Source organism: Vibrio sp. C8 (assembly GCF_054051265.1).
On the sequence record NZ_JBPAOE010000049.1, the window covers coordinates 64,359 to 88,639 of the forward strand.

At 42.0% G+C, this 24,281-nt stretch carries 24 protein-coding genes; 5 read left to right on the forward strand and 19 right to left on the reverse strand.

The annotated features are described in order from the left end of the window. Positions 1 to 264 precede the first annotated feature (264 nt). Together ACRQQK_RS16930 and ACRQQK_RS16935 are read left to right on the forward strand one after the other, a co-directional pair. The gene (locus tag ACRQQK_RS16930) at positions 265 to 885 is read left to right on the forward strand and encodes a TorD/DmsD family molecular chaperone (protein WP_457513337.1); all 621 of its coding nucleotides are present in this window, start codon (positions 265 to 267) and stop codon (positions 883 to 885) included. Positions 886 to 895: 10 nt separating this feature from the next. Beyond that, entirely contained in the window at positions 896 to 1,387 is a 492-nt protein-coding gene (locus tag ACRQQK_RS16935; RefSeq protein ID WP_457513339.1) for a peptide-methionine (S)-S-oxide reductase, read from the forward strand. 63 nt (positions 1,388 to 1,450) lie between these two features. On the opposite strand, the gene ACRQQK_RS16940 is transcribed toward ACRQQK_RS16935, so the two are convergent. Both ACRQQK_RS16940 and ACRQQK_RS16945 read right to left on the reverse strand, forming a co-directional pair. Next, entirely contained in the window at positions 1,451 to 1,828 is a 378-nt protein-coding gene (locus ACRQQK_RS16940; protein WP_457513341.1) for a VOC family protein, read from the reverse strand. 59 nt (positions 1,829 to 1,887) lie between these two features. Beyond that, positions 1,888 to 3,363 (reverse strand): sensor domain-containing diguanylate cyclase, encoded by a 1,476-nt coding sequence (locus tag ACRQQK_RS16945; protein ID WP_457513343.1) that lies wholly within the window; start codon positions 3,361 to 3,363, stop codon positions 1,888 to 1,890. A gap of 668 nt (positions 3,364 to 4,031) precedes the next feature. On the opposite strand from ACRQQK_RS16945, the gene mqo reads away from it, so the two are divergent. Continuing rightward, positions 4,032 to 5,636: a malate dehydrogenase (quinone) gene (mqo, locus tag ACRQQK_RS16950; protein WP_457513345.1), complete on the forward strand. Its 1,605-nt coding sequence runs from the start codon at positions 4,032 to 4,034 to the stop codon at positions 5,634 to 5,636. 57 nt (positions 5,637 to 5,693) lie between these two features. On the opposite strand, the gene ACRQQK_RS16955 is transcribed toward mqo, so the two are convergent. The 4 genes from ACRQQK_RS16955 to ACRQQK_RS16970 form a co-directional block, all read right to left on the reverse strand. Further along, the gene (locus ACRQQK_RS16955; RefSeq protein WP_457513347.1) at positions 5,694 to 6,128 is read right to left on the reverse strand and encodes a GNAT family N-acetyltransferase; all 435 of its coding nucleotides are present in this window, start codon (positions 6,126 to 6,128) and stop codon (positions 5,694 to 5,696) included. Between the two features lie 121 nt (positions 6,129 to 6,249). Further along, the gene (locus ACRQQK_RS16960; RefSeq protein WP_457513349.1) at positions 6,250 to 7,347 is read right to left on the reverse strand and encodes an alkene reductase; all 1,098 of its coding nucleotides are present in this window, start codon (positions 7,345 to 7,347) and stop codon (positions 6,250 to 6,252) included. Positions 7,348 to 7,560: 213 nt separating this feature from the next. Then, positions 7,561 to 7,986: a hypothetical protein gene (locus ACRQQK_RS16965; protein WP_457513351.1), complete on the reverse strand. Its 426-nt coding sequence runs from the start codon at positions 7,984 to 7,986 to the stop codon at positions 7,561 to 7,563. 129 nt (positions 7,987 to 8,115) lie between these two features. After that, positions 8,116 to 8,802, reverse strand: a complete 687-nt coding sequence (locus ACRQQK_RS16970) for a DUF4336 domain-containing protein (RefSeq protein ID WP_457513353.1) — start codon at positions 8,800 to 8,802, stop codon at positions 8,116 to 8,118. Positions 8,803 to 9,044: 242 nt separating this feature from the next. Here ACRQQK_RS16970 and ACRQQK_RS16975 point away from each other — a divergent pair, with 242 nt between their 5' ends. Continuing rightward, on the forward strand, positions 9,045 to 9,281 hold the full coding sequence (locus ACRQQK_RS16975) for an RNA recognition motif domain-containing protein (protein WP_457513354.1): 237 nt from the start codon (positions 9,045 to 9,047) through the stop codon (positions 9,279 to 9,281). Positions 9,282 to 9,422: 141 nt separating this feature from the next. On the opposite strand, the gene ACRQQK_RS16980 is transcribed toward ACRQQK_RS16975, so the two are convergent. From ACRQQK_RS16980 to ACRQQK_RS17030, 11 genes are all read right to left on the reverse strand, one after another. Next, positions 9,423 to 9,965 carry a ClbS/DfsB family four-helix bundle protein gene (locus tag ACRQQK_RS16980; RefSeq protein WP_457513356.1) on the reverse strand — a complete coding sequence of 181 codons (543 nt, stop codon included), beginning with the start codon at positions 9,963 to 9,965 and terminating at the stop codon, positions 9,423 to 9,425. Between the two features lie 27 nt (positions 9,966 to 9,992). Further along, complete coding sequence (locus ACRQQK_RS16985) at positions 9,993 to 10,772, reverse strand: phosphotransferase enzyme family protein (protein ID WP_457513358.1); 780 nt, start codon at positions 10,770 to 10,772, stop codon at positions 9,993 to 9,995. 61 nt (positions 10,773 to 10,833) lie between these two features. Continuing rightward, positions 10,834 to 11,079, reverse strand: coding sequence for a Rho-binding antiterminator (locus ACRQQK_RS16990; RefSeq protein ID WP_457513360.1), 246 nt, complete (start codon positions 11,077 to 11,079; stop codon positions 10,834 to 10,836). A gap of 252 nt (positions 11,080 to 11,331) precedes the next feature. After that, positions 11,332 to 12,183: a universal stress protein gene (locus ACRQQK_RS16995; protein WP_457513362.1), complete on the reverse strand. Its 852-nt coding sequence runs from the start codon at positions 12,181 to 12,183 to the stop codon at positions 11,332 to 11,334. A gap of 10 nt (positions 12,184 to 12,193) precedes the next feature. Beyond that, positions 12,194 to 14,191: a tripartite tricarboxylate transporter permease gene (locus ACRQQK_RS17000; protein ID WP_457513364.1), complete on the reverse strand. Its 1,998-nt coding sequence runs from the start codon at positions 14,189 to 14,191 to the stop codon at positions 12,194 to 12,196. A 113-nt stretch (positions 14,192 to 14,304) separates the two neighbouring features. Then, positions 14,305 to 15,420: a Bug family tripartite tricarboxylate transporter substrate binding protein gene (locus tag ACRQQK_RS17005; RefSeq protein WP_457513366.1), complete on the reverse strand. Its 1,116-nt coding sequence runs from the start codon at positions 15,418 to 15,420 to the stop codon at positions 14,305 to 14,307. A gap of 168 nt (positions 15,421 to 15,588) precedes the next feature. After that, on the reverse strand, positions 15,589 to 16,653 hold the full coding sequence (locus ACRQQK_RS17010; RefSeq protein ID WP_457513368.1) for a 4-oxalomesaconate tautomerase: 1,065 nt from the start codon (positions 16,651 to 16,653) through the stop codon (positions 15,589 to 15,591). A gap of 116 nt (positions 16,654 to 16,769) precedes the next feature. After that, the gene (locus ACRQQK_RS17015; protein WP_457513370.1) at positions 16,770 to 17,831 is read right to left on the reverse strand and encodes an ABC transporter substrate-binding protein; all 1,062 of its coding nucleotides are present in this window, start codon (positions 17,829 to 17,831) and stop codon (positions 16,770 to 16,772) included. Next, positions 17,828 to 19,255 carry a sensor histidine kinase gene (locus ACRQQK_RS17020; RefSeq protein ID WP_457513372.1) on the reverse strand — a complete coding sequence of 476 codons (1,428 nt, stop codon included), beginning with the start codon at positions 19,253 to 19,255 and terminating at the stop codon, positions 17,828 to 17,830. The genes ACRQQK_RS17015 and ACRQQK_RS17020 overlap by 4 nt, the downstream gene beginning before the upstream one ends. Further along, the gene (locus ACRQQK_RS17025; RefSeq protein WP_102954488.1) at positions 19,255 to 19,920 is read right to left on the reverse strand and encodes a response regulator transcription factor; all 666 of its coding nucleotides are present in this window, start codon (positions 19,918 to 19,920) and stop codon (positions 19,255 to 19,257) included. Before ACRQQK_RS17025 ends, ACRQQK_RS17020 begins: the two co-directional genes overlap by 1 nt. A gap of 361 nt (positions 19,921 to 20,281) precedes the next feature. Next, the gene (locus ACRQQK_RS17030; protein WP_457513374.1) at positions 20,282 to 21,205 is read right to left on the reverse strand and encodes a DMT family transporter; all 924 of its coding nucleotides are present in this window, start codon (positions 21,203 to 21,205) and stop codon (positions 20,282 to 20,284) included. A gap of 91 nt (positions 21,206 to 21,296) precedes the next feature. Here ACRQQK_RS17030 and ACRQQK_RS17035 point away from each other — a divergent pair, with 91 nt between their 5' ends. Then, positions 21,297 to 22,208, forward strand: a complete 912-nt coding sequence (locus ACRQQK_RS17035) for a LysR substrate-binding domain-containing protein (RefSeq protein ID WP_457513376.1) — start codon at positions 21,297 to 21,299, stop codon at positions 22,206 to 22,208. A gap of 96 nt (positions 22,209 to 22,304) precedes the next feature. Here the strand turns inward: ACRQQK_RS17035 and ACRQQK_RS17040 are convergent, their stop codons facing one another. Further along, positions 22,305 to 22,961 carry a nitroreductase family protein gene (locus ACRQQK_RS17040; RefSeq protein WP_457513378.1) on the reverse strand — a complete coding sequence of 219 codons (657 nt, stop codon included), beginning with the start codon at positions 22,959 to 22,961 and terminating at the stop codon, positions 22,305 to 22,307. Between the two features lie 257 nt (positions 22,962 to 23,218). Beyond that, complete coding sequence (locus ACRQQK_RS17045) at positions 23,219 to 24,136, reverse strand: LysR family transcriptional regulator (protein WP_457513379.1); 918 nt, start codon at positions 24,134 to 24,136, stop codon at positions 23,219 to 23,221. Positions 24,137 to 24,281 lie beyond the last annotated feature (145 nt).

Here is a 24,281-nt window from a genome sequence, read left to right on the forward strand (position 1 = left end):
TCGGCTTGCTTTCTTCTCCATAATTTAACCCTGACTTAACTCACTAATCTAAATTTCCTTCCTTCCCGTTATTTGTTTTAAGTTGCTCTCACTTTTTCAACCAAAAACGACTGATAAAAAAATAAACCTTAGTACCAATTAATGTCACATCAAAATGAAACGTGTCGCAATAAAACACCATATAGTGATATATTCAACGAAGTTAAGAGCTGTTAAACAAGGCCTAGCCTATTAACAGAAAAAGGAATTTATAAAGGTAATGCCGTGGAACTAAAAAATCTCTCTCGACCTGAATTAGCTATTGTTTGTAAGCTTTTTGGTGCTCTCTTTTACTACCCTCCCAGAGATTTTAACCAATTCCCTTTTGGAACTTACTTTGAGGAAGACGAAGTTGAAACACCGATTCAAGAAGTGAATCAGGTTTTGAACAGCTTTAAGTTTACCAATCAACAAGCGTTGCAAAGCGAACACGACCGCTTATTCACCATGAATGATGATATGCCAGCTCCTCCTTGGTCTTCTATGTATCTGGATAGAGAGTCGATTCTCTTTGGTCAAGCACATAAAAAATACTGCGACTTCATTGAACACTGCGGTTTAGGGCTTCGTGAAGAGACAACCGATCCAGAAGACCATATCGGCCTGATGCTAATCATTTTGGGTATGCTGATCGAAGATGAACAAGAACAACACGTCAAAGAGATGTTAGGTGATTATCTTGTGACATGGTCTGGCTACTACTTCACCAATCTTAAAAAGTGTTCAGCAGGCAGCGTCTACTCAGAGCTTGCAGATCAAGTAAAACGTCTTCTAGAACTACTTTGCACAAACTATTCGGCTCAAGTACAAATTAAGAATAACTACTTTCATCCGGTTAAGGCTTAGTCATTTTTCTATGCAACAAATCTACTTAGCAGGTGGCTGCCTTTGGGGAGTTCAGGAGTTCATTAAGTATGTTCCCGGCGTTATTGATACCTTAGCAGGGCGTGCCAATGGCACCACTCACTCAACCCAAACTGAATATGACGGATATGCAGAATGCGTTCGAGTTCAATTTGACGAAACGATGCTTTCAGTTGAACAGTTAGTTGAACATCTTTTTGAGATCATTGACCCTTACAGTGTTAATCAACAAGGTCATGACATAGGTTTAAAGTACCGCACGGGCATATATAGCGATGACCCATCTCATTTAGATAAAGCAAATCAGTATATTACCTCACGAACTGACTCAAAAAAGATAGCGGTTGAAGTGTTACCTTTGACTAACTTTGTCCCTAGTGATGACGAGCATCAACATCGCTTAACCCGAGTCCAAGAAGATCACTACTTGTGTCATATTCCTTGGGATCTGTTACATAAATACCGCAACTCAAAAACCGAATAAAAATGGCTCGCGAGTTAAACGGCGCGAGCCACTTCTTTGACTAATAATTTCTAGCTAATACTATTATAAATAGTGCGCGGCACAAAGCTTATTTCCGGATGGATCTCGAAGGTAAGCCAGATATAGCTTTCTTTCGGCACTTACGCGCAATCCCGGTGGATCTTCACACGTAACACCACCATTTTCGATACCTGCTGCATGCCACGCATCTACCAGCTCAGCACTATCAACTTTAAAGCCGATAGTCATACCGTTACCATGTGTAGCGGCTTCTCCGTTAATAGGCTTAGTCAAACCCAACACACCATGTGAGTTGATGTATAAACAGCGGCCTTTCGCATCAATAACGCCATGCGGATAACCTAAAACACTTAGAATCGCGTCATAAAACGCTTTTGATTTTTCAATATCGTTGGAGCCAACCATAATATGACTAAACATTTTTCTTCCTTAATGACTGAGTATAAGTAGACTCATTGCATGTATAGTTACCGTATATCTCAACTATCAGAAATAATATCTAATTGAGTTAATCTGTAAACTTTAACTTGATTTCTACCAGCTTTCTTAGCTTGATACAAAGCTTCATCTGACTGTTGAATAGCGTTTTCAAACTCAGCTTTATTGAACGGTCTAGCGCAGACACCAAAGCTAGCAGTCACTTGTTCATTCACCGGCAACATATTCGCATTCTGCAAATTAGTTCTCAAATTTTCCGCAATCATGCAAGCTTGTTCAATGGTGACGTTGGTTAACAAGATAAGAAACTCCTCACCGCCCCATCGAATAAGTAAGTCACTTTCACGAATATCAGACAAACATGTACTAGCTGCTGCTAATACTTCATCACCGACCTGATGACCAAATCTATCGTTAATCGATTTAAACCGATCAAGATCGATCAGAATAGAGACAAGTTCCTGATTCCGATTTTGCATCGCCAACCACTGTTCAAGCATTAAGCGATTACCTAAACCTGTTAACTGATCTTTTGTTGCTATGCTTTCTAGCTCTTTTACTGCTAGTTCAAGCGCTTCCGTACGCTCCTGAACAATCTGTTCCAGAGTCTCATTATTTCGTTCTAACTCTTTTGATGTCCTTTCTAATTGACGTTCAAAGCGTTTGTTAAGGGTAATGTCACTAAAGCTTCCAACCATGCGCATAGGCTTGCCATTCCTATCGTATTCCACCACACGCCCGCGGTCATGGACCCATAAAACTTCACCATTGGTACGTACCATTCGATGTTCACTATCGTATAGACCATCAACTTCCAATGCCTTGCCAACCGCCATCATCATTCTTTCTGCGTCATTGGGATGAATGAATTTCTCTAGCACCGACATGTCGTGGATACGCATATTGCTTTCTAAGCCCAGAATGTCACACCACTTGCTATTGTGATGAACTTTGTTATCGACAATGTTCCAATCCCAAATGCCAACATTTGAAGCTTCCATTGCAAAGTTATAACGTTTTTCACTTTCTTCAACCGATTGATAGGCATTTTTTAGCTCAGTGATGTCATGTGCGATAACCAATAGTAGCTTGTTGCTTCCTTCCGGACCGAGTATTGGTTTTTTAACAGATTGGAAGTAACGAATATCACCAGTTTCAGTATGAGTAGACATTTCTATGGTAGTTGTTGTTTTCCCTGACTCTAAAACTTCACGAGCGCTTTGCTCATAGGAAGCAACTTGCTCTACGTTGTCGTTAAAGTCAGCATCCGTTTTACCTACCATTTGCTCAGGTGTTGTGCCATACAAATTAGCCAAAGCTTCATTACAGAGTAAAAAATCCCCTTGCCAATTTTTTATAAAAATCACATCTGGAGACTCATCGATCACCGTCCTAAGTAGGTTATATCCAGACACAGATGCCATCATCACTGGTAGCTCGTCTATATTTGACTGAGGTCCTCGAGCCCCACAGTGACTACATTCCAATGCATGCATATCAACGGCGTATTTTTTCACATGTAAAGTATCGTTCTTACAATGTGGGCATTTTTTCATATTCGAGTGAAATAAAGTGCTAAAAACCATGCTCTACCAAGGACATATTTATTGAATTATTGAGCATGTTAACAATTCACTCATTAGTGCAGTATCGGGATATAGTTTAGGGGAATGTAGGAAAAAGGCGAACCATCCTATTTTGTGAAATTAACTAAAAACCCTCTAGATAGATGAACACTTGACGCTCTATACAAACATCAACTGACAGAATAATCAGTACATCCCAAGAGTTCAAACTTCATCACAATTACAGTTTTTCATTTTGTTGGATTATTACATCATTGTTAGGTTGTTATTGTTACATGATTTGTATGTAAACAAACCGAACAGTGCACCTTTTAAGCATGTTACCCCTTAAAAACATCTGGGTATTACTCGTTTTTCCAATGAATATTTATAGATTAGATTAAATTGTTGTTAAAAATATTTATAAAATTGTGTAACATTCAACCCTGTTTTGGTTGTTTACTTACTACAGAAACATCCAAAATCGGGAGTTTTTCTACAGACAATGCTCAAAGCTAATATACAACTAAAATATCGAGCATTCAGTGTCGGTGACTGTAGAAAACTAAAGATAGTTAAACACTTGTAATGTTTGCGATTTAGAGAGATTTAGCCCCAAAATGAGTAACGTAACTGGTCATAAAGGATTCAGCCAGCTTAGTTCTAATGCTGCAGAAAAACTGGTCGATGTGGTTTTAATCGGTGGTGGTATTATGAGCGCAACGCTCGGTACTTTTATCCAACAATTAGAACCTAATTGGAGTATCAACATGTTTGAGCGACTTGATAAGGTCGCAGAAGAGAGCTCCAATGGATGGAACAATGCCGGAACAGGCCATTCCTCTTTAGCTGAGTCAAACTACACCCCTCAGACTTCCGATGGCGAAGTGACTATGGGTAAAGCGTTAGATATCTACGAACAATTTCAACTTTCCCGTCAATTTTGGGCGTATTTGGTAGAACAAGGTTTAATCCGCGATCCTAGTACCTTTATCAACAGTGTTCCCCATATGAGTTTTGTCACTGGTGAGAACAACGTAGACTTCCTTCGCAAGCGTTATAATACTCTGCGCAGCTCACCACTTTTCGATGGGATGGTTTACTCAGAAGACAGAGAGCAGATTAAGTCATGGGCGCCATTGCTCATTCAAGATCGTGACGAAAACCAACCTGTTGCTGCAACACGTTCTCGTTTTGGTACAGATGTGAATTTTGGTGCGCTTACTCACCATATGGTCGATATTTTAAACCAGAATGAAAACTTCACGTTGAACACAAAACATGAAGTAAAAACGTTGCACCGTCAGTCTGACGGTACTTGGAAGATCACCGTCAAGAATTTAGACAACAACAGTGTTCGTACCGTACACACTAAGTATGTCTTTATCGGCGCTGGTGGTGCTTCTCTGACATTGCTGCAAAAATCTGGTATCCCTGAATCTCGCCAATATGGTGGTTTCCCTGTGGGCGGTCAGTTCCTTGTGACCGAAAACCCTGAAATCGTAAAACAGCATCGTGCAAAAGTGTATGGAAAAGCAGCTGTAGGTGCGCCACCTATGTCTGTTCCACACATGGACACTCGTTTCATCGATGGTAAAGAAGTGGTACTTTTCGGGCCTTTCGCTAGCTTCTCTAGTAAGTTTTTAAAACAAGGATCGCTGCTTGATTTGTTCGGTTCGGTGACGCCATCAAACTTGATTCCAATGACTCAAGTCGGTTTAAAAAGCTTTGATTTGATCAAATACCTTGTTGGCGAACTGCTGCAAAGCAATGAAGATCGAATGAAAGCGTTGAGAGAGTTTTTTCCTACCGCTAAAACTGAAGATTGGTCGTTGTGGCAAGCTGGGCAACGCGTACAAATCATCAAAAAAGTGGCAGGTAAAAGCGGCGAATTGCATCTTGGTTCTGAACTCGTTCACGCAGCGGACGGAAGCTTAACTGCACTTCTGGGTGCTTCGCCTGGTGCATCTGTGTCAGCGGCGGTGATGCTTGAGTTACTGCAACGTTGCTTTGCAGAACAAATGGCAACTGAAGAGTGGCAACAAAAGATCAAACGGATGATCCCTTCATATGGCGTTACTTTGAATGAGCACCCTGAACTTAATCAAGAGATCTTGTTGAACACCAGTAAAGTTCTCAAACTGACTCAAGATCTTGTTGAAGTTCGCTCAATAAAAGAAGAGGTCGAAGAATCTGAACAGCCGGCTTTGGCAACCACAGCCTAGGAGCAATACTCAAACCTAAAAGCACTAGCTGAATGGTTGGTGCTTTTTCCATTTATTCTATTGCAAAGACTTAATATAGACATGGGTTGTCTTACTTCTTTCAAATCCCACTTTGGGATAGAACAGATGCGATTCCTCTCTTTCAACATTGGATCTCACAACCATTGTCTCTAATCCCTGCTCAATAGCCCACTCTTGTGCAGCTCGCACCAACGCTTGCGCGATACCAAGACATCGATTTTGTTTACCTACTACCAACCCCGTGATTTCAGCTTTGGTGCCAGACTCTAAGAACATTCGTTTCTCAACCACCAGCCAACCGTATACTTGGTTATCGACTACTGCGATATAAACACAATGCAGAGGTGAACGACTCAATTGCGTTAACCAAGTTTCTGTGTCTTTCGTATTTGCTGTATAACCGAGTTCTTTCGTTAACGTTGCTATCTGGTTGGCATACTCAGAACGTGCAGTCGTGATTTCAAATTTCATTAACGTCCCTTGTTACGGTCGAAATAAACATCAAACATGGCAGTATTCGAGAATCTTGGCAACAAATCTCACACAAAATAAAACCTCAGTTAAGAGGTTTTATTTTCGTTTCAACTTATCTTTATTCAGCAAAATTTGGATAATCCGTTAACCCTTTTTCTGCACCGCCAAATAAAGTATTAGGATCATGGGCTGCCCAAGGTTGACCATTTTTAATGCGCTCAGACAGATCTGGGTTTGATACATACGGGCGACCGAACGCAACCATATCTGCTAAACCTGAATCTAAAGCCAAAAGCGCTTTCTCAACATTGTATTTGCCAGCGTAGATCAAAGTGCCAGTAAAGGCTTCGCGTAACGCCTGTTTAAACGCTACTGGCATTAACGGTGCGTCGTCCCAGTCAGCTTCTGCAATATGTAAGTATGCGATTCCGTGTTTATTGAGAACTTTCGCTGCTGCCACATAGGTTTCTTCAGGGTTCGCATCAACCGTACCGTTTAGGGTTGTTAACGGAGCAAGACGCACACCGACGCGGTCAGAACCAATGGCATCACATAATGTCGCTACCACTTCATCAAGGAAACGCAGGCGATTTTCAAGGCTACCACCGTACATATCGGTACGATTGTTTGATTCAGAGTCAATAAATTGATTGACCAAATAGCCATTAGCCGCGTGAAGTTCGATACCGTCAAAGCCTGCCAACAGCGCATTCTTTGCAGCTTGGTGGAACTGCTTAATCACAAGTTCAATATCATCTTGAGTCATTTCACGAGGCATTGCCGTATCAACGAAACCTGGCTCATCAGTGCCGTTATCAACAAACACTTTCACACCTTCAGCTTTAATAGCAGAAGAAGATATTGGTTGCTCGCCGTTAATGTTGTCAGGATGAGTGACACGCCCCACATGCCAAAGCTGGGCGAAAATAATACCGCCTTTCGCATGTACTGCATCCGTTACCTTCTTCCAACCTGCCACTTGTTCGTCACTGTAGATACCCGGAGTCCATGCGTACCCTTTTGCGTTTGGCGCTATTTGAGTACCTTCACTCACAATCAAACCAGCACTAGCGCGTTGTGCGTAGTACTTAGCCATTAAATCGTTGGCCACATCGTTTGGCTGGCTTGCTCGTGAGCGAGTCATCGGAGGCATAACAATACGGTTCGCTAATTGAAAACGACCTACTTGAATCGGTTGAAACAATGCGTCAGTCATAAGTTCCTCGGTTGGATAAGTGAATACTTTTATTGGAAGATTCTAACAGTGAACTAGGAGCTGATTAATCAACGAACGGACAAAACATTTTTGCAAATTTGACAAAATTAAACTGATGATAGTCATTTTAAAATAAAAACGAAACCCAACACCTCACTCAACAGAGAGCAATATATTGGGTTTCGTTGATATTTTTACGTAAACGGTAAGTGGTTAAATCACACACTCTTTAACTGAATTGGCTTTACCAACACCTTTTTCGATGATGGCTAGCATTTGGTCGTTCTTTACTGAAGAAACAATCTTGTCCAGTAGATTCTCCGCCGTCTCCTGAGAGGAAACTTCAACCAAGCAATAATATGAGTTGGAAATCTGCTCAGTCACGTTGCGGATTGCCTCTTGGTCGCCCAGCTCGGTTTTCATAAGCGTATCGATTGATTGAGTAAACTCTTTAGCTCTTTGGGCAGCATCTCCGAAAACCTCAAGATTCAGACTGCTGAGATCGATTGACTGAGCTTGCAGTTGCAAAGTATCCACGGCTTTATTTGCGACCTCTTGAGCTTGGTCGATCACCTTACTCGCATCATCACAACCAACCAGAGCAAGGGTTAAAGTCAATGTCATTACCGATTTTTTCATTTTTAGCCTCTGAGGAATAATTGACGCTTCGATACTAAACCAAGCTAAAAAGCCATTGAACTAAAATAGCGTAACAAAATGCGAGACTATACCTTTCCAACAGGTGTTCGCAGGTAACTTCTCACTTCTCTATATCAGCCACTTAAAAGACCTAGTTAAAAACTCATCGGTATTTTCTGTGACAATTTCACCATGTGCCATAACTAAAGCCTTGGTGTCCCAACTCAATAACCTATCAAGATGTGTACGTGCATCTCGTTTGCCGAACATAAAACTTAAACGCCAATCCAGGGGTGTTTTGCCGTTAGGAGCAAGGATTCCAGCGCCCTTTGCTGCCAATCTTTGCCAATAATTAAAGCTATGTCCTGAAAAATTTTCTACCAAATCGGTCACGATTAAAGTCCCAGAGACTTTGTGAAAAAACACACACTCTTCCATCAAGGGAGAACCCGAAAATAACTCTTGCTCGATATCGTCTTCCCAAACCCAGCTTTGCTGATGATTCAATGAACCATGAAAAGTAATATCACTGCGCTTTTTAATTACTTCATTGGTTCCAAACACTTGAACCTCTGGATACGCCGAAATCCACTCAGGCAAGAACAAGTGGTGTAGATGATTAGGGGCTATTAAGTACTTCACGCAGCCAAGTGCTTCTACCTGACCTTTGATTGATTCAGACAGTTTGATCGGGCTATGCACCCAGAGATCACCGTTGGACAAACGAACAACGGTCATACGAGTGGAATAAGGCAGACCGAAGAATTGAACAGGTTCACCGTTAAATATCCAAATTTCATTAGCTAACTTTTCCATATTCCTCCAATAACACAAAGTCACCGAAAATGAGGATTAAGCTAGATAGCTAAACACGGTGGTTGTGTTTTTATCAATAACACCAGACATCAGTATTGGTGTCGGAAGCTCCAAAAGAACAAAATACTATGCACTTAGTTGCTCTACATTAAACTATTTTAAGGTAAAGCTAAACTATCGCTTGGTGACAACAGTCTTTATTGAGACAATCCATGCTGTCACTCCCATATTAACGGACAACTATGAAACTATTAGTACGCAACCTTGCTCGTACAACGACAGAACAAGACATTCGTAAACTATTCTCAGAACACGGAACGGTCACTGAATGCACTCTCGTTTTAGATCAAGAAACGGGTATCTCAAAAGGTTTTGCTTTCGTCGAAATGCCAGACGTTTCAGAAGCTAAATCTGCGATTGCTGCCCTTAATCTTACCAGCGTTGCTAAAAGTAAGATTCGAGTCAAAACGGCTCAATAAAACGAATTATCAAGCCAGCCGAAACGCTGGTTTTTTATTGCCAGAAACTCTGTGTTTTCTGATGTTTCAAATGCATCGAGCTCCCTACAAGAAACACTAACAGCAACAGACTAAACTCTATTGATTTGCTAACAGAATTGTTTATTGCTGAGAAAGCTGCTTAACATGAGCCCTTAGTTTTTTCAAAGCCCAGTCGTAGTGGCTTGGCATTGCTGAAACACAGTAACTTCCAAGGGTTGTAGATCCAGTCCAATTAAAAAACTGCTTAGTAAATAGCTCCTGATCAGAAAAACTCAATACTCGTTCAAGAGCAGCTTGATGGCTTGTGGTAACCAGCTTTCTTGCATCAGATAGCTCAGTGGTTTGGTGTTTCTTCCAAAACTCTACATTCAGTTCGCCGTACGTTTTCCAGTTGTAGGGTTCAGGGAGAAAATCTGCTTTTTGGCCAAGCTTGTTAGAATCAATCCACTTTATTAATAGCTGATGCCACTCATAAAGATGGATCAAAACGTCTCTCAGGTTACGATCGCGCTCCCAGTGCTGCTCTTTCTTGTTCGGGTCACCGGAAAAATTAAATTCCGTATTCAACGCCAGCGCAGTCAACGAGTCGATGTAGTTCCAAAGCTTAGAAAAGTTTTGTTCTGCTTGAGAGATCAGTTCTTCTTTTGTTTTTGCTCTTGCCATATGTTAGCCGTCTACTGAGGTAACCAATTAGTTACATAGCCCTGAAAGAATCTTGGGTTTATTGGATTCGATGTATTCTATGTCTCGTAGATAGGATTTAAGGTGGCCTTGATCAATATTCTCACAAAACTGTTGATTACCTTTGTTAGCTTCCTGACGCATAAAGTCAACAAGAGCGTTTAGCCGTTTAACCATGAAATCGGGAATTTGTTTTTTCTGCTCTTCGGAAGTTCCATAGCTGTCGCAGAACAACTTTGCCCTTGATATTTGTTCTTCTAGCGTGCCGAGCTTGTCGTCACTGTTGGTCTTAAAAGGCGCCCAACAGTAGATTGAATACGCGAGATCCCACACTCTAGGCGCTGGGTGTGCTGTGTCGAAATCAAAAACGCCTGTTACTGAATTGCCTGATAGCGCGACATTATAGGGGGCGAAGTCACCATGACATATGACCTCGTAGGGTTCCTGAGGAGGTAGCATCCAAGAAAAATTCGATAGATCACCCTGCTCCACCAATTCCACTGAAGCATCATGAATTTTTCGCAGCAGCTTAGCTGCGGATACCAGACCTTCCGTGCTCGCAATAGCATTGGTTAACGGATAGTTGTACGTGTCGCCGACGACGAAACTCAAAATCTCTTGGTCACCATCGATACCAATAAACTTAGGCGACTCAGTTAAACCGGCTGCTTGTAGATGATTGAGGAGGCTATGTATTGTTGAACTCCAAGGCTGAAGTGGACGATAAACTCTATCACCCACTCGATATATTGACTCTCGTCCGCCTGTCAGTTCTTGCGCGTCTTGCACTGTATCTCCTTCATCGAAATGGCAACTATTCACTGTTGGAACTCCCTATTGGAAGTGCCGTTCAATCAAATGCCACTTCTTGGAAATGAGGATTATCCATTGTGACTTTCATCTTAGCGATTGAATCCAATACCACTAATAGCTCACTGTCTTGAATGAACAATTTTATACATTCTTCTCCGAGATTGTTTTTCACTGTATCCAGCGATTTGCCAGAAACAACGTCTCCTGATTTTAAAGTAATTTCAATCGGATACTTGAACAAACAGACTATCTCTATGTAGTCGTAGTTACCACAGCTAATCATAAATGCACCCTATTAATAGAGATGAACAATTCACTCTTACTAAACTAGACTACCAAGATAACGGATGTGATTCATTCTTTTCCAAAATTTGAATACGTTTGAAAGTGAAAGATAGGAATAAGTAGGCTGGTTAGCTTAACAAGGTCGGAGATAAGGAACCTTGAAACTTTTCTTGGGCGGACGAATTAATCGCTAACCAGCCATAATCTTAAAATAACATCTAAACCTGTCGTTAAGCTGACAAATTCAAAATTAACTCATCATCCATAAAGGAATATTTGAGCGCATCAATAGTTTTTGCGTCACACCACCAAATACTTTCTGATGTATTTTTTGGTGAGCAAAAGCACCTGAAACAATAACATCGGCATTAATTTCAGACGCGACTTCCAACAACTGAGAACCAGTATTTCTACTTTTATGAGTGAATGTTATGCACTCTACATCAATGTTATGACGAGCCATATAACGAGCTAAGTCCACTTGAGTTGGTTGCTTTGGTAGATATTTTTCACTCGTTACCACCACGACTTGTTTGGCTTTTTTCAGTAGCGGAAGTGCACTATTTACTGCATTCGCACCGGGTTTATCACCATTCCATGCAATCATAATCGTTTCTGGATTAAAGAATGTTTGCTTGCGAGGCATAACCAGAATAGGTTTGCCTCCATGGTTAACCGCAGCCTCAAAACTTACACTGGTTTGACCGTTAAGAGATTGGGGAATAATAATCAAATCTGATACTTTCCCCCAAACTGCAACGATTTCGCCTCTGTAACCAAAAATGTCGTGCCATTTGGCACTCGACTTGTTCGAACCAACGACTTCATCACCAATGTTTAGCAGTGCACATAAACGTTCGAAACTTTGTTTTGCTTGCACCATGTCATCATGAACATAATCGCGAACAAGCTTGTCTATCTGATCGTAAAATTTTCTTGTAACTAACAGCTTCTCACTGGGCATCAACTTCTCTGTTCCCACTTGAGCATGTAAAACATCCAAATGAGCGTCAAAGAATCTTGCGACATTCAATGCCCCTTCTAGGCGCTGTTCGCCATCTTCTTTTGACGCAAATGGCATAATAATTGATTTTACTGACATTTTGCTCTCCTTACCCTAACGGCCATGGTAGCGAAACAGTTTCTTGTAGTATGCCTGAAGGCAGATCAAGCATCATTAGGTGAGTCAGCCCAAGTAGAAAACCTGATGCCGCAGTTGTCACAGTCAATGAGCGCCACAGACTCATCCCCGCCTTGTTCATTAAGAACGCACAGAAAAACAAAGAAATAGCGATAATGTAGCCAACTAAATAGCTACCTAAGATAAGTGCTGCAATCCAGTATACGTAGTGCATAATCGACGCAGTATTACTGTCGTATGCGTATCCCTGTACATATTCATTGTCGTAGCAAACCGCAGAGTCATCTGGGCGAGTAAGAAGTTGTACCACAACAATTGCAGACAGTAGCCACATACCACTAGCAACAAAGATGGGGAAAATGCCGCCTAAGAAGCTATGTTGGTAACCGTCATAAATCCCATATGCGAAGACAATATTAACTAAGACAGCAAACAGCACTTGAGGTTTACGAGTAGGTGCTTTATATGTTTGCTGCGTTTTACCAACAGTATCTGCATCTACTGAATTTTCCTTTTTCATATTCTGGCGAATCATGAATACGAGCGACAAGATAGTAATTGCACCGATTATCATCACTCCAGGACGAAGCAAAAATCCTACGCCGTCAAACTGAATTGCTTGGTATAAATAAGTTTCCATTCCTGATGCGAGTACAAAACCGATGAGAAAAGCAGGTCGAGGCCAGTCAAATCTTTTCATCAATACACCAAGAACACCGATAGCCAACAACGTTACTAAATCCGCCAAGTCACGAGTCGCTTGGAATGCTGCAAAGCAAATAACCATCACCATGAAAGGTGCTAAGAGCGCATATCGAACGGTTGTGAGTCTTGCTACCCAAGGAGAGATAAGCATACACGCTGCCGCGCCAAAAATGTTGGCTAACGCAAGCGACCATACAATCGTATAAGTAATGTGCAGGTCATTACCCACCATCGCAGGACCTGGCTCTAGTCCAACCAGCACCATTCCGCCAAGGAATACCGCCATACTACCTGAACCGGGAATGCCAAATAGCAGCGTTGGCACTAAGCCGCCACCCTCTTTAGCATTATTGGATGACTCTGGTGCAAGAACACCTCTTACATCACCATGGCCAAAATTAGGTTTATCTTTCGTGGTTTGAACAGCGTGCCCATAAGCAATCCAGTCGACAACACTTCCTCCTAAACCAGGAAGTGCACCAATAATACAGCCGATCACACTACAACGCAGAGCTAGCCATTTGTTTTCAAAGAAATCCTTGACCCCTGTTAGCCAGCCTGATCCCAATTTGCTGGCATTCGCTATCGGTTTGTTTTGACGTAGCAGGTCAATTATCTCGGGCAAAGCAAAAATACCAAGGCCTACAACAACTAAAGGTATTCCATCCATCAAATAGAAGTTTTCAAATGTCATTCGGTATTCACCAGTAGCGGGTGCACTACCGACACTTCCTAACAGGATTCCAAGCCCACATGCAGACAGACCTTTGACCAAACTTTTTCCTGCTAATGAACCAACCATGGTTAATCCAAGCAGTGTTAGCATAAACAGCTCACCGGAACCAAAAGCAAGAATCACCGGTCGCGCGATGAGAACAAAACCTGTTAGGACAACGGCACCAAACAAGCCGCCAAATAACGAAGCAGTAAACGCAGCAGAGAGTGCGCGTGCTGCTTGACCATTTTTAGCCATTGGGAAACCGTCTAGCACAGTCGCTTGCGACCCACTAGACCCGGGTATCCCCATCAATACTGAAGTAAAAGTGTCTGAAGTTGGGATAACCGCAACTAGGCCTACTAGCATTGCTAAAGCAGACACGGGGTCCATTCCATACAAGAATGGTAGCAATAAAGATAAACCGGCTATTCCTCCCAATCCTGGGAAAATACCTATTGCTAGCCCCAACATGACACCACCGAGCATATAGGTAAGGTGATGTAATGTTAAAATTGTCTGCAAAGCGGTAAGTAATTCACTAAACATCCTTGAATCCTTATATATTCACATTGCGCTAAGGTGAATCTGAGCATCGCACTGCTTGTTATATCAGTGCGATGTTAGATATTATTTTGCGTTGTACGGTGAGAGCATCAACATTAGAGGTTGGTGTTGTATTTATCTTTCAACCACTTAGCAACCCACTTTTTGCTCTCTTCGTCCAGAGAAAGGATGGCATCAACCGCTTGATCCGCTTCGTTTCCGGTGAGCTGTTTATAGTTACCTAGAACCTCTTCAGCTCGATCTAGAAAAGCAGGATCTTCTACAAGTTTGGTCATTGAATCGCGCCAAGCTATCTGGATATCTTCTGGTGTTGATTTTGGTAGGAAGAACACTTTTTGAGCAACGAAACCAGCCACAAAGAACGAACGCCAAACTTTAAATCCTTGTGAGGTTTCTATATCGCCTTTTACAAGTTGATAAACTTCACCAAAATGAGGAATATCTGGGAAATTTGGATCGCGTTGCAGCTTACCTTTCTCATCGATCACACCGAAACTAAACAAAGGGACAGCCTTACCTTCTTCAACAAGTGGGAGCACCTTTTTCAAGTAAGCTGAGCTTGTTTGAGAATCGAGATTTACTTCGCCTCTTTCAAACGCAAGTCTACCTGCGCCACGCCCTTTCATACCGAAAACAGCTTGTACATCAGCACCAATTAGGTCGAGGGCTAAAAGTGGAACTAAATCAATGGTTGTTGCCCCTTGGCTCGCATACTTAAATTGAAGTTTGTCTAGATTTTGCGCGAACTGTTCAGCATTGTTAATCCCTTCGTTCGATGAGATATAAACGACCCCGCCCGTTGGCGTTGCAAGTACCGCTTTCCAATCGTTATAGTCATATTTAACACGGCGATCATTGAGTAAATAGGTATAGTGAGTTGAAGCAGAGCTAGCTAAGATGTCCAAACCGTTGTCTTGTGCGCGGCGTGCGAACTGGTTTGCTCCTTTGGTTGAGCCACCACCAGGTATGTTTTTAATCATAACAACAGGCTCGCCAGGAAGAGATTGCGTCATGTAAGGGCCGAAGAAGCGTGCCCAAGTGTCCGTACCACCGCCTTCCTTATAAGGTACGGTCATTTCAATTCGTTCACCTTCAAAACTCACCGGTTTTGCATTCACTTGTGATGTTACACAGAATGTTGTTAAGGCAGCGAATGTGATATGGCGGCTGACTTGTAACATTGTTTTGTTAAATTTATGGTTAAGCAGCATAGCGCCTCCTAAAACTCTTTTGGCAGTATTTAATGTCAATCGCGTCATTGCGATGTGTATACCGTAAGAATCCAAACTGTCACCAAACTGACACATGCACACACCATTAACATTTTTGCTACATAGGTCTCAACTTACCCTAGGTTGATAAGATGCAACTTGCATAATCTAAGCAACGTAAACATCCCCTTTGAATAGTGGTCTTGCCGTTCTGACCAACGCCGCTTGAGCTATAACAGGCTCAAACTCCCCTTCAATCAAAGTGATTTTTACATCAATTTTTCCGCTTGGATGTTCAATGACTACCGTAGACGAAGGAACTTTAGCTTGCTGATGAGTCACCGTTCCTTCAATCAAACTTGCCGCACCGACACAGATAGCGCCAGTAACAGCATGGCTTGCATGACAGTTATGCGGAACCAGATAACGAGAAGTGATGCTACCGACACCATGAGGAGGAGAAACAATAGCGACTTTTGGAATAACGCTGCCGCTAACATCCCCTAAACCCATTTTTTCACCGGCTATGATACGAATTGACTCAATCTTTTTGAGTAACTCAGCGTTGCTGTCTATCTCCAGTTTGGTTTCGTTACCAACTAAGCCTAGGGCACTGGCTGGGATATGAACCATGGGAACGGCGGCATCAATACAAGTAACTTCAATACCGTTGATGTCTTGTTTAAGAAGCCCTGTTGGAAATAACTTGCCCGTTTTTGATCCACCGACATCTAAAAAGTTGAGTAATACTGGCGACCCTGTACCCGGTACTCCATCAATTGAAGTGGTACCATCAATTTTGAGTTTCTTATTCGGCGTTTCTGCTGTTACTTCAATAATAGTATTGGTGTTGATATTTTTAACGCGTATCGTCGTCGAACCGTCATTCAGTTTAACTAAGCCTTTTTCTGAAGCGAACGCGATAACACCGGAGAGTATGTTTCCGCAGGACGGTTTGGTATCAACGGTTTTATTTTCAACGCCTACCTGAGCAAAGAGATAGTCTATTTCAGCGTCACTAGATTGGGATGACGAAATGATCGCAACTTTACTGGTTAAAGTTGTACCACCACCTATACCGTTGATTTGCTGTATATCGCCAGAACCCATAATTTTGATCAGCAATTGATCTCTAGCTTCTGGTGATTGAGGAAGGTCACTTGCGAGAAAATAGGCACCTTTTGAAGTACCGCCGCGGATAAGCATGCAAGGAATGTATTGAGATTGTGTCATTTTTAGCTCCTTTACCATTATTTCCACTTTCAAGTCCCAAAAGTGGTGGTATCAAGCTACAAAATGAACCTGTCAAATCACTGACTCATCATACAGCAAAATCACTTAACGTAATGTCAGTCATAGTTTTTCAGCGCGTTCTCCCATTCAGTAGTCACTATCTGACGCTTACTTTTGTCTGTAAATACCAGCAGACGAACATCTAATGGCATAGGTTTCAGCTCTTCAGCATATTGTTCCCGCATATAGGAAGCTGAATTGACGATATTAATATCAGAACGTATCGATGGCATGTTCGTTTGTTCAGCCATCACCCACTGGCCAGAAGAAGAAAGCAGATAATCAATGAATCTTTTTGCTTCGAGTTGGTTCTCAGTCGTCTTATTAATCAGTGCGGTTCGAATGATCACGGGTGTGTAATCCTTCATAGTCGCGATGGTGACGTTATCGTTCAGCTTTTGCCAACTGCGTGCATAAGAACCCAGGATGTTATAGGCCATAGAAATCTCACCTCTGCTTAGCGCATCCAACATCGCTCGTGAGCTACCGAATGTGCGTGCATTATGGTAGTTGAACAGCTCTAAAAACTGCCCATAGTTACGCGCTTGTTGACGTTCAAAAGCCCACAACAAATACCCAATGCCTACAGTGCGAATATCGTAGAGACCAATTTTCCCCATAAGCTCATCACTATGACGTCGAATAAACGACAACAGTTCAATACGATTAGAAGGAACTTGTTTGCCCTCAAGAAACGAACGATTAAACACAATAACCGCAGGTTCAAAACTAAAGCCAAAAAGTTCATCCCGCCATTGGCTCCATTCGGGTAAAGCACGAGGATAACTTTCGCCACTTTTAATCTCTCTTTTGTGTTCGAGAGAATAACCATCGTTTACTAAGCCAATCTGTAAGTGCATGACAGAACTAATAGTGATATCGGGCTGTGGTTCTTTCTGCTCACGTATGTAATTGTCGAGAACTTCACTACTCATCCAACGATATTCAATCTCTATGTTGGGGTTACGTATAGAGAAATCGTCAAGCAAGGGTTGCATCTCCTCCTGATAAGCAGCACCAAAGATGCGGAGCGTTTTAGGTGAATCACTGATCGCGTAAGCATTCGAAACGCCGAACAAAAACACTACAAATAAACATACAGACCGAAATTTACTCATTGAATTTCCTCCCATTTCCGGTAGGGAAATTGTATTTCGACAGTTAATCCTCGCGGCTCAGTGTCTCGCAACATCAACCGAGCGTGATACTTTTCAGCCACATCAGCGGCAATGCTCATTCCTAAGCCAGTACCCGAGTGCTTATTTTCAGATGTTCGGTAAAACCGCTTAAATACATGTGGTTTATCTTTATCTTTAATTCCGATACCAAAGTCTCTTATCAAGATAATGGCTTTCGTTCCTCGTAGAGCCACTTCAGCTTCTACGACACTATCATCTGGCGAATACTTAATCGCATTTTCTATTAAGTTGGATAACATTTGTTTCAACGCAAATTCATCCCCTTTAATTTGATACTTTCCGTCTTGCTGGAAGCTTAGACTTATATTCCTTTTTAGAGCATTGATAGCAAGCTCTCTACATACAGACTGTACAAGTTTGTTAATGTTGATATTCGTGGGCTCTATGCTACGAAAACGGTGTTTGATAGTGGCATGATTCAAAAGTTGTTCGATTGTACGTTCCAAAATACCGCATGCTTCTAAAACGCGTTTTAACGATTGAGCCGTCTGAGGAGAACTGTCCCGACTCAATATCAGTTCAACCTGAGATCTCATTCCCGCAAGCGGTGTTTTCAACTGATGCGCCGCTTCACTGGTAAAATTTTTCAAGTTAACTAAGGTTTCATCCAATTGATACATAAAGCTATTTATCGTATTGACCAGATGCATCACTTCTTCTGGTCCCTCCACTTCTATTGGCGTCAGGTCAATGTTTGATCGCTGGGAAATTTTTCTATTGATACTTTTAATTGGCTTCAAGACCTGGATGATCAAAATAATAATGACGATAACAGTACAGATTACGACTCCAATAATGAGCTGAATTGCCGCACTCGACAATTGTTGCTCCCATTCCTTCCTAGCTTCTGTCGTTTGTCCAACCAACACATAGACATGATGCGGTCCTTGTCTGGTATTAATAACACGACCAACTAAGGAAAAGCGTACATGCTGTTGTTTAAACTTTAAATCAAAGAAATGAGGCACAACTTCCAATCTAAGAGGGTTCGAATCGATTTGCGAGGTAACAACATCTTCGTTCAGTAAGAACTCGTATCCGGTCACATATTCTTTTTGCCTGGTCGTTATCAAATAAAAAACTTTGTCTCGCTGTGAATCAGCAAGCCCACTAAATGCGGAAAATGGCAAATCAACACTCAACTCATCACCTTCAAGTCTCACTTCTTCCAGAATTTGTAGTGCGGTGTTTGCCAGAGGACTATCAAAGATCAATTGAGCCGTTTCATACGCATAACGCTTTACCGCCAGCATTGAAATCAAGCCAATAAACAGCAACGCGCTTGCAGAATAAGCAAACAGTTGGAAGCGAAGCGAACGTGTTGAAATGGATAGACCAAACATTATGATTGCACAGCCAACACATAACCCAGACCACGTAGAGTTTTAATCTCTACATTGCTGCTAGCTAGTGCTTTACGTAATCGACCAACATAAGTTTCGATGGCGTTATGATTGGGAGGATTGTCGTAACCGTATAAGTGGTCGATGATTTCCTCTTTGCTCAACACTCGGTTTGGGTGGCTAATAAACACTTCGAGTAAGCGATATTCACGCTGTTTGAGTTTTATACTTTCACCGTTCACCAGTACTGTTGCAGTAGCAGAATCAAAACTTAGGTTCCCTAACTCAATTACATTGTGGTCGTTACCTTGGCTACGACGAACAATACTGCGGCAGCGAGCCTCTAGCTCCCCTAAGTCAAACGGTTTACTTAAAAAATCATCAGCGCCGAGATCAAGCAAGTTGATACGATCGTGAACCTCTTTTCGTGCAGTCAGTATCAAAATCGGAGTGTTTGAGCGTTGTCGAATCTTTTTGGTAATTTCTTCACCAGATCGATTAGGGAGATTTAAATCTAAAATAATCAAATCGTATTGAGTATGACAAACCAGTGAATAGGCAACAGCACCATCATACGCACAGTCTACGCCATGCCCAAGATCGTGAAATCGTTGCTCAAGTGATTCACTGATTAATCGGTCATCCTCTACAATCAATATTCGCATTAGCTTGATAACATCCTTGAAAATCAATTTGCGAAGTTAGCGCACCGCCAACCTGCAAAATATCCAAACGCCTAACCTGTCACTTTCTATACCGAGTGCATGGTTCGGACTAACGTTACACCAATCAACGCTTGTTAAAATACTTTTGTTAAATTATTTCTAATAGTAGTCACAGTTATGAGTATTTTGTCAAAAAATAGATCGCTAAGTCAGCGAAATGACAGGTTTGCAACACCCTAATTTTAAAACATTCTTCATGATTGGGATGCAAACTGACTGGTTGGAAAATTGCCTTCAGAACTATATAAAAAAGGCGTTATTTCAGTGAAATAGCGCCTCTTTAAGTTGCAGTTGAAATCATCTAGACAAGATGAGCTTTGATATAAGAAAAATACTTAAACAGTCTGGCTGCAAAGGTGTTCATCAGTGCTGCAAACACAATCAGCGCTATTCCGACTACCTGATGTTTGGTAAAACTTTCATCAAAAAACAGAACCTGCCAAATCATCGTAAACAACAAATTGGTGAAAATAAGTGGCGCAAGCTGAGAGCTGCTTTCCACCAGCTTGTACGCTTTCGAACGTAAAATTTGATTCCCTACAACGGTGACTGAAAGACCCAATAAACATACCCATACAAATACGTTATTTTGAGGCTCCAGCAGTATCTGAGTATCAAGATCAGATAACCCAAAGATAAACGCCAAAGGAAGCACGCTTACCGCTGCGATGAGAAATGTCCAGCTATTGAGCACTGACGCTTTAACCTCACCTTTGCTGGCGCGAAATAAACTTACTTGCGATCCTGCATTGAACAAGCCAGCACCCAAGCCAATGAGTAATTCTGGTCGGAACTGAATTCCAGATACATCCCCTGCCAACATTAAAACCCCAGCGAAAGTGGCAACTAGGCCAAACTTTGTTTCAGTCTTAATTTTTACTTTAAAAATCAGCTTTTCCAAAACGGCGATAAATATAGGGCCAGTTGCAAACAACACGCTTGTCTCTACAAGAGACAGAGTGTTCAGTGACGCGATAAAGCAAAGTTGACATGCCGCTATACACAGACCCCGAATGATCAATGCTTTAATGACCGAGCGAGGTGGTAAAGGTAATCTGGAAACCCCCACGATGGCAAAAAGCAATAATGCAGGCATAAAGAATCGTAGAAATGTTAGAAGTTCAATCCCCATCATTTCGGTAAGTTTTTTTAATACAAGCCCAGTTAACGACATACTGAATGTTGAAATGAGCATATAAGGTACAGCGCGATTTTTTAACAACATAATCTTCCCCTATTGACCGGCTCATAGTAGAGCAATGACAACAAAGAAAAAAACGAATATATTTAAACAAACCTGTTAGATAAACTTACATATGAATAGACGACCACCACTCAAATCTCTTTACGCATTTGTCGCTGTCGCTGAGACGGGTAGCATGACTGAAGCGGCTAATTTACTTAGCGTAAGCCATTCTGCAATCAGCCAAGCTGTTAAAAATCTTGAATCATTGATTGGCCAACCACTGTTTCAGAGAATTGGCAGACAGGTTCAGCTTAATGCCATAGGTCAGAGGTACTACAACGACATAGCTCCTGCATTAAAGGCAATTATCACAGCGACGGAATCGGTCACTCAACAACCTCAGTCAAACCGAATTACGGTGAATATGGTCAACTCACTGGCGATGCACTGGTGGGTGCCACGAGTCGATAACTTCCAACAATATGCACCCAACGTCGATATTCGACTTTCCAACTTAATTGGTTCATTTGACTTAAACCAAGAAGGTGTAGATGTCGCGATCCTTCATGGCAAAACTGACGAGTGGCAAGATTACTATTGTGAAAAGCTCGGTGACGATGAATTGCTGTTAGTATGCAGCCCTGAATTGCTGGATTCGTTTGAAGCAAGCCCCTCCGCAGCTGATCTTCTAGCACATTACCCTGCCATTTATGCTGAAAACTTGCGCAGAAAACATGACTGGAGTGTTTGGTGCGAAGGAAATACACTTCCCGTGCCTAAGCAAAACAAGAACCTTAACTTCATCGCCTCCATTCATGCGGTACAAGCCGCGATTCGCAAGCTGGGTGTCTTGGTCACTCATCGCTTGTTTGTTCGCGATGATATTAAACACGGCATGTTGGTCGAAATCGGCACACCAGTGAATAACCCGCATCAGGAGTTTTTCTTCGTATGTAGACCAGAAAAACTGCGCAACGAAAATGTCGTCACCCTAAAATCTTGGTTACAGAAAGAGTTTAGCGAAACGCCAAACAGACAGTGAGCGTTACTTAGTGGGAGCACTGGAGAAGAGAAAATAATCTGTCAGTGGTGAGCCATTTAAAGTTTCGCCACTGACAGAAAAATAAATAGGTCGAAATTACAAAGTAGTGACGACTTCTTCTAGCGCTAAACGCGATTTTGGCAGAGCGTGGTTATAATCTTCATCTTCTTTGTGATAACCGATCGCCAACGCAACTTCACAAACATGGCCTTCTAGTTCTTGTTTGAACTCTTCACCAATAAGATCCGCATCAACACCTTCCATAGGCGTAGAGTCAATGCCTAGACGAGCCAATGTGTGCAGCAAGTTACCCAACGCAATGTAAACCTGAGCTTTGGTCCAGTTGCTATTACTACCCGTTTCATCAGTATTTAGCTCGGCAAACGCGTAAGCGCCCATACGTGCATCGAATTTCTCTGGCGACAGACGACCCGCAACAACTTCAGCGTCTAGGCGTTTAGCGTATTTTTCTTTGGTGAACTTTGGATCATGCGCAAGCAGAATCGTGTGTGACGCTGTTTTTGCATGTGGTTGGTTGAACTGGTGTTTATTGGCAAACGTGTTGTAGAAGCGCTGCTTCGCTTCATCACTTTCAATAACAATAAACTTCCATGGCTGAGAGTTAATTGATGATGCTGATAAACGAATTGCTTCTTTGATCACAGCCATATCTTCTTGAGAAATGCGTTTCTCTTCATCGTATTTTTTAGTTGTATAGCGTTTGCTTAAATCTTTGATAATTTGATGAGACATTACTGCTCTCCTTAACATCAATTATTAAAGGTACGTTGGGTATCAAAACCGTCACGGACCTCAGAGTTTGCCCTATGATATAGGCTCGTCAAAAATTGAGAATACTTTGTTTTCTATAATCACTTTATTCATTTCGTTGAAAATAAAAATCAGTAATTTTTCGCTAAGTCCTTAATATACCTGAGGCTCATACGACAACTTCTGTCATTGCGATTAACACACTTTCCTGAAGGCAAACAAAGTGAATACTTGTAGAGTTAAGAAGGATTCACATCGTTTAGTTCGTTTTCCCAGTAAGCAGGCTGTCCGTAATACTCCGAAAAGTAATCGATAAAGGCTCTGACCTTTAACGCGATCAAGCGAGAGCTTGGATAAACAGCCCAGATACTCGCTTCCATCGCCAGTGGGTAATCTTGCAGTATTTCCACCAGCTCTCCACTTTTCAGCTGCTTATAGACACTCCAAATAGAGTTTATGGAAATGCCCAAACCACCCGTTGTCGCATCTCTCATCGCATCACCGTTATCGCATCGAAGTCGGCCTGAAGTTTTAACACTTACAACCCCCTCGTCAGTTTTAAACGTCCAGTTATCTAAGCCGATCAAATTAATACATTGATGATTGACCAGATCTTGCGGTTTTTCTGGAGCGCCAAATTGATTCAGGTACGCGGGAGAAGCAACGACAATGCGGCGGTCCGGAGCAAGTTTTCGAGCCACCAATGAAGAGTCTTTAAGTTCGGCTGCTCGAATAGCCACGTCAAAGCCACCTTCCACCATGTCAATGATTGAATCTGAAAATCGAAACTCAATATTAAGTTCAGGGTAACGTTGCATAAATCCGTTCATTGCCGGTATCAGATGCATACGACCAAACGATGCAGGCGCAGTAACCCGCAGAGTACCAGTTGGGTTACTGTGACCAACACCAACCGCGCCTTTTGCGGCTTCTACCGATGCCAGTACCTCTTCTGCGTAAGGCAGAAAAGCTCGACCTTCGGCAGTGATAGAGACTTTGCGAGTGGTTCTATGCACAAGGCGAACCCCAAGGCTTTCCTCAAGTTTATTGATATGCGAACTTGCTACAGCCGGAGACAAACCTAACTCCTGCCCAGCCATGCTGATACTTTGGCTGGAAGCCAAGCGCACAAACAGCTTTAAGTGCTCTACATTCATTTTCAGTCTACTTGTTCTTTATGTACACAGAGTGTTGAAAGGCGAATGCCTGTCAACTTGGTTTCAAGATAGTACGGTAAATCAGGTATGTTTTTCCATTCGGACTTATCTTTAAACATTTAATATCGTGTAAGTTGTTGACATT

Bases quoted from the DNA above. Each gene is read 5' to 3' on its own strand.
- ACRQQK_RS17035 (WP_457513376.1), top strand. From the start codon at position 21,297: ATGAATAGACGACCACCACTCAAATCTCTTTACGCATTTGTCGCTGTC.
- ACRQQK_RS16965 (WP_457513351.1), bottom strand. From the start codon at position 7,986: ATGAAAAAATCGGTAATGACATTGACTTTAACCCTTGCTCTGGTTGGT.
- ACRQQK_RS16940 (WP_457513341.1), bottom strand. From the start codon at position 1,828: ATGTTTAGTCATATTATGGTTGGCTCCAACGATATTGAAAAATCAAAA.
- ACRQQK_RS17010 (WP_457513368.1), bottom strand. From the start codon at position 16,653: ATGACACAATCTCAATACATTCCTTGCATGCTTATCCGCGGCGGTACT.
- ACRQQK_RS17015 (WP_457513370.1), bottom strand. From the start codon at position 17,831: ATGAGTAAATTTCGGTCTGTATGTTTATTTGTAGTGTTTTTGTTCGGC.
- mqo (WP_457513345.1), top strand. From the start codon at position 4,032: ATGAGTAACGTAACTGGTCATAAAGGATTCAGCCAGCTTAGTTCTAAT.
- ACRQQK_RS17000 (WP_457513364.1), bottom strand. From the start codon at position 14,191: ATGTTTAGTGAATTACTTACCGCTTTGCAGACAATTTTAACATTACAT.
- ACRQQK_RS17045 (WP_457513379.1), bottom strand. From the start codon at position 24,136: ATGAATGTAGAGCACTTAAAGCTGTTTGTGCGCTTGGCTTCCAGCCAA.
- ACRQQK_RS17020 (WP_457513372.1), bottom strand. From the start codon at position 19,255: ATGTTTGGTCTATCCATTTCAACACGTTCGCTTCGCTTCCAACTGTTT.
- ACRQQK_RS16960 (WP_457513349.1), bottom strand. From the start codon at position 7,347: ATGACTGACGCATTGTTTCAACCGATTCAAGTAGGTCGTTTTCAATTA.
- ACRQQK_RS16955 (WP_457513347.1), bottom strand. From the start codon at position 6,128: ATGAAATTTGAAATCACGACTGCACGTTCTGAGTATGCCAACCAGATA.
- ACRQQK_RS17025 (WP_102954488.1), bottom strand. From the start codon at position 19,920: ATGCGAATATTGATTGTAGAGGATGACCGATTAATCAGTGAATCACTT.
- ACRQQK_RS17040 (WP_457513378.1), bottom strand. From the start codon at position 22,961: ATGTCTCATCAAATTATCAAAGATTTAAGCAAACGCTATACAACTAAA.
- ACRQQK_RS16970 (WP_457513353.1), bottom strand. From the start codon at position 8,802: ATGGAAAAGTTAGCTAATGAAATTTGGATATTTAACGGTGAACCTGTT.
- ACRQQK_RS16990 (WP_457513360.1), bottom strand. From the start codon at position 11,079: ATGATTAGCTGTGGTAACTACGACTACATAGAGATAGTCTGTTTGTTC.
- ACRQQK_RS16975 (WP_457513354.1), top strand. From the start codon at position 9,045: ATGAAACTATTAGTACGCAACCTTGCTCGTACAACGACAGAACAAGAC.
- ACRQQK_RS17030 (WP_457513374.1), bottom strand. From the start codon at position 21,205: ATGTTGTTAAAAAATCGCGCTGTACCTTATATGCTCATTTCAACATTC.
- ACRQQK_RS17005 (WP_457513366.1), bottom strand. From the start codon at position 15,420: ATGCTGCTTAACCATAAATTTAACAAAACAATGTTACAAGTCAGCCGC.
- ACRQQK_RS16980 (WP_457513356.1), bottom strand. From the start codon at position 9,965: ATGGCAAGAGCAAAAACAAAAGAAGAACTGATCTCTCAAGCAGAACAA.
- ACRQQK_RS16995 (WP_457513362.1), bottom strand. From the start codon at position 12,183: ATGTCAGTAAAATCAATTATTATGCCATTTGCGTCAAAAGAAGATGGC.
- ACRQQK_RS16935 (WP_457513339.1), top strand. From the start codon at position 896: ATGCAACAAATCTACTTAGCAGGTGGCTGCCTTTGGGGAGTTCAGGAG.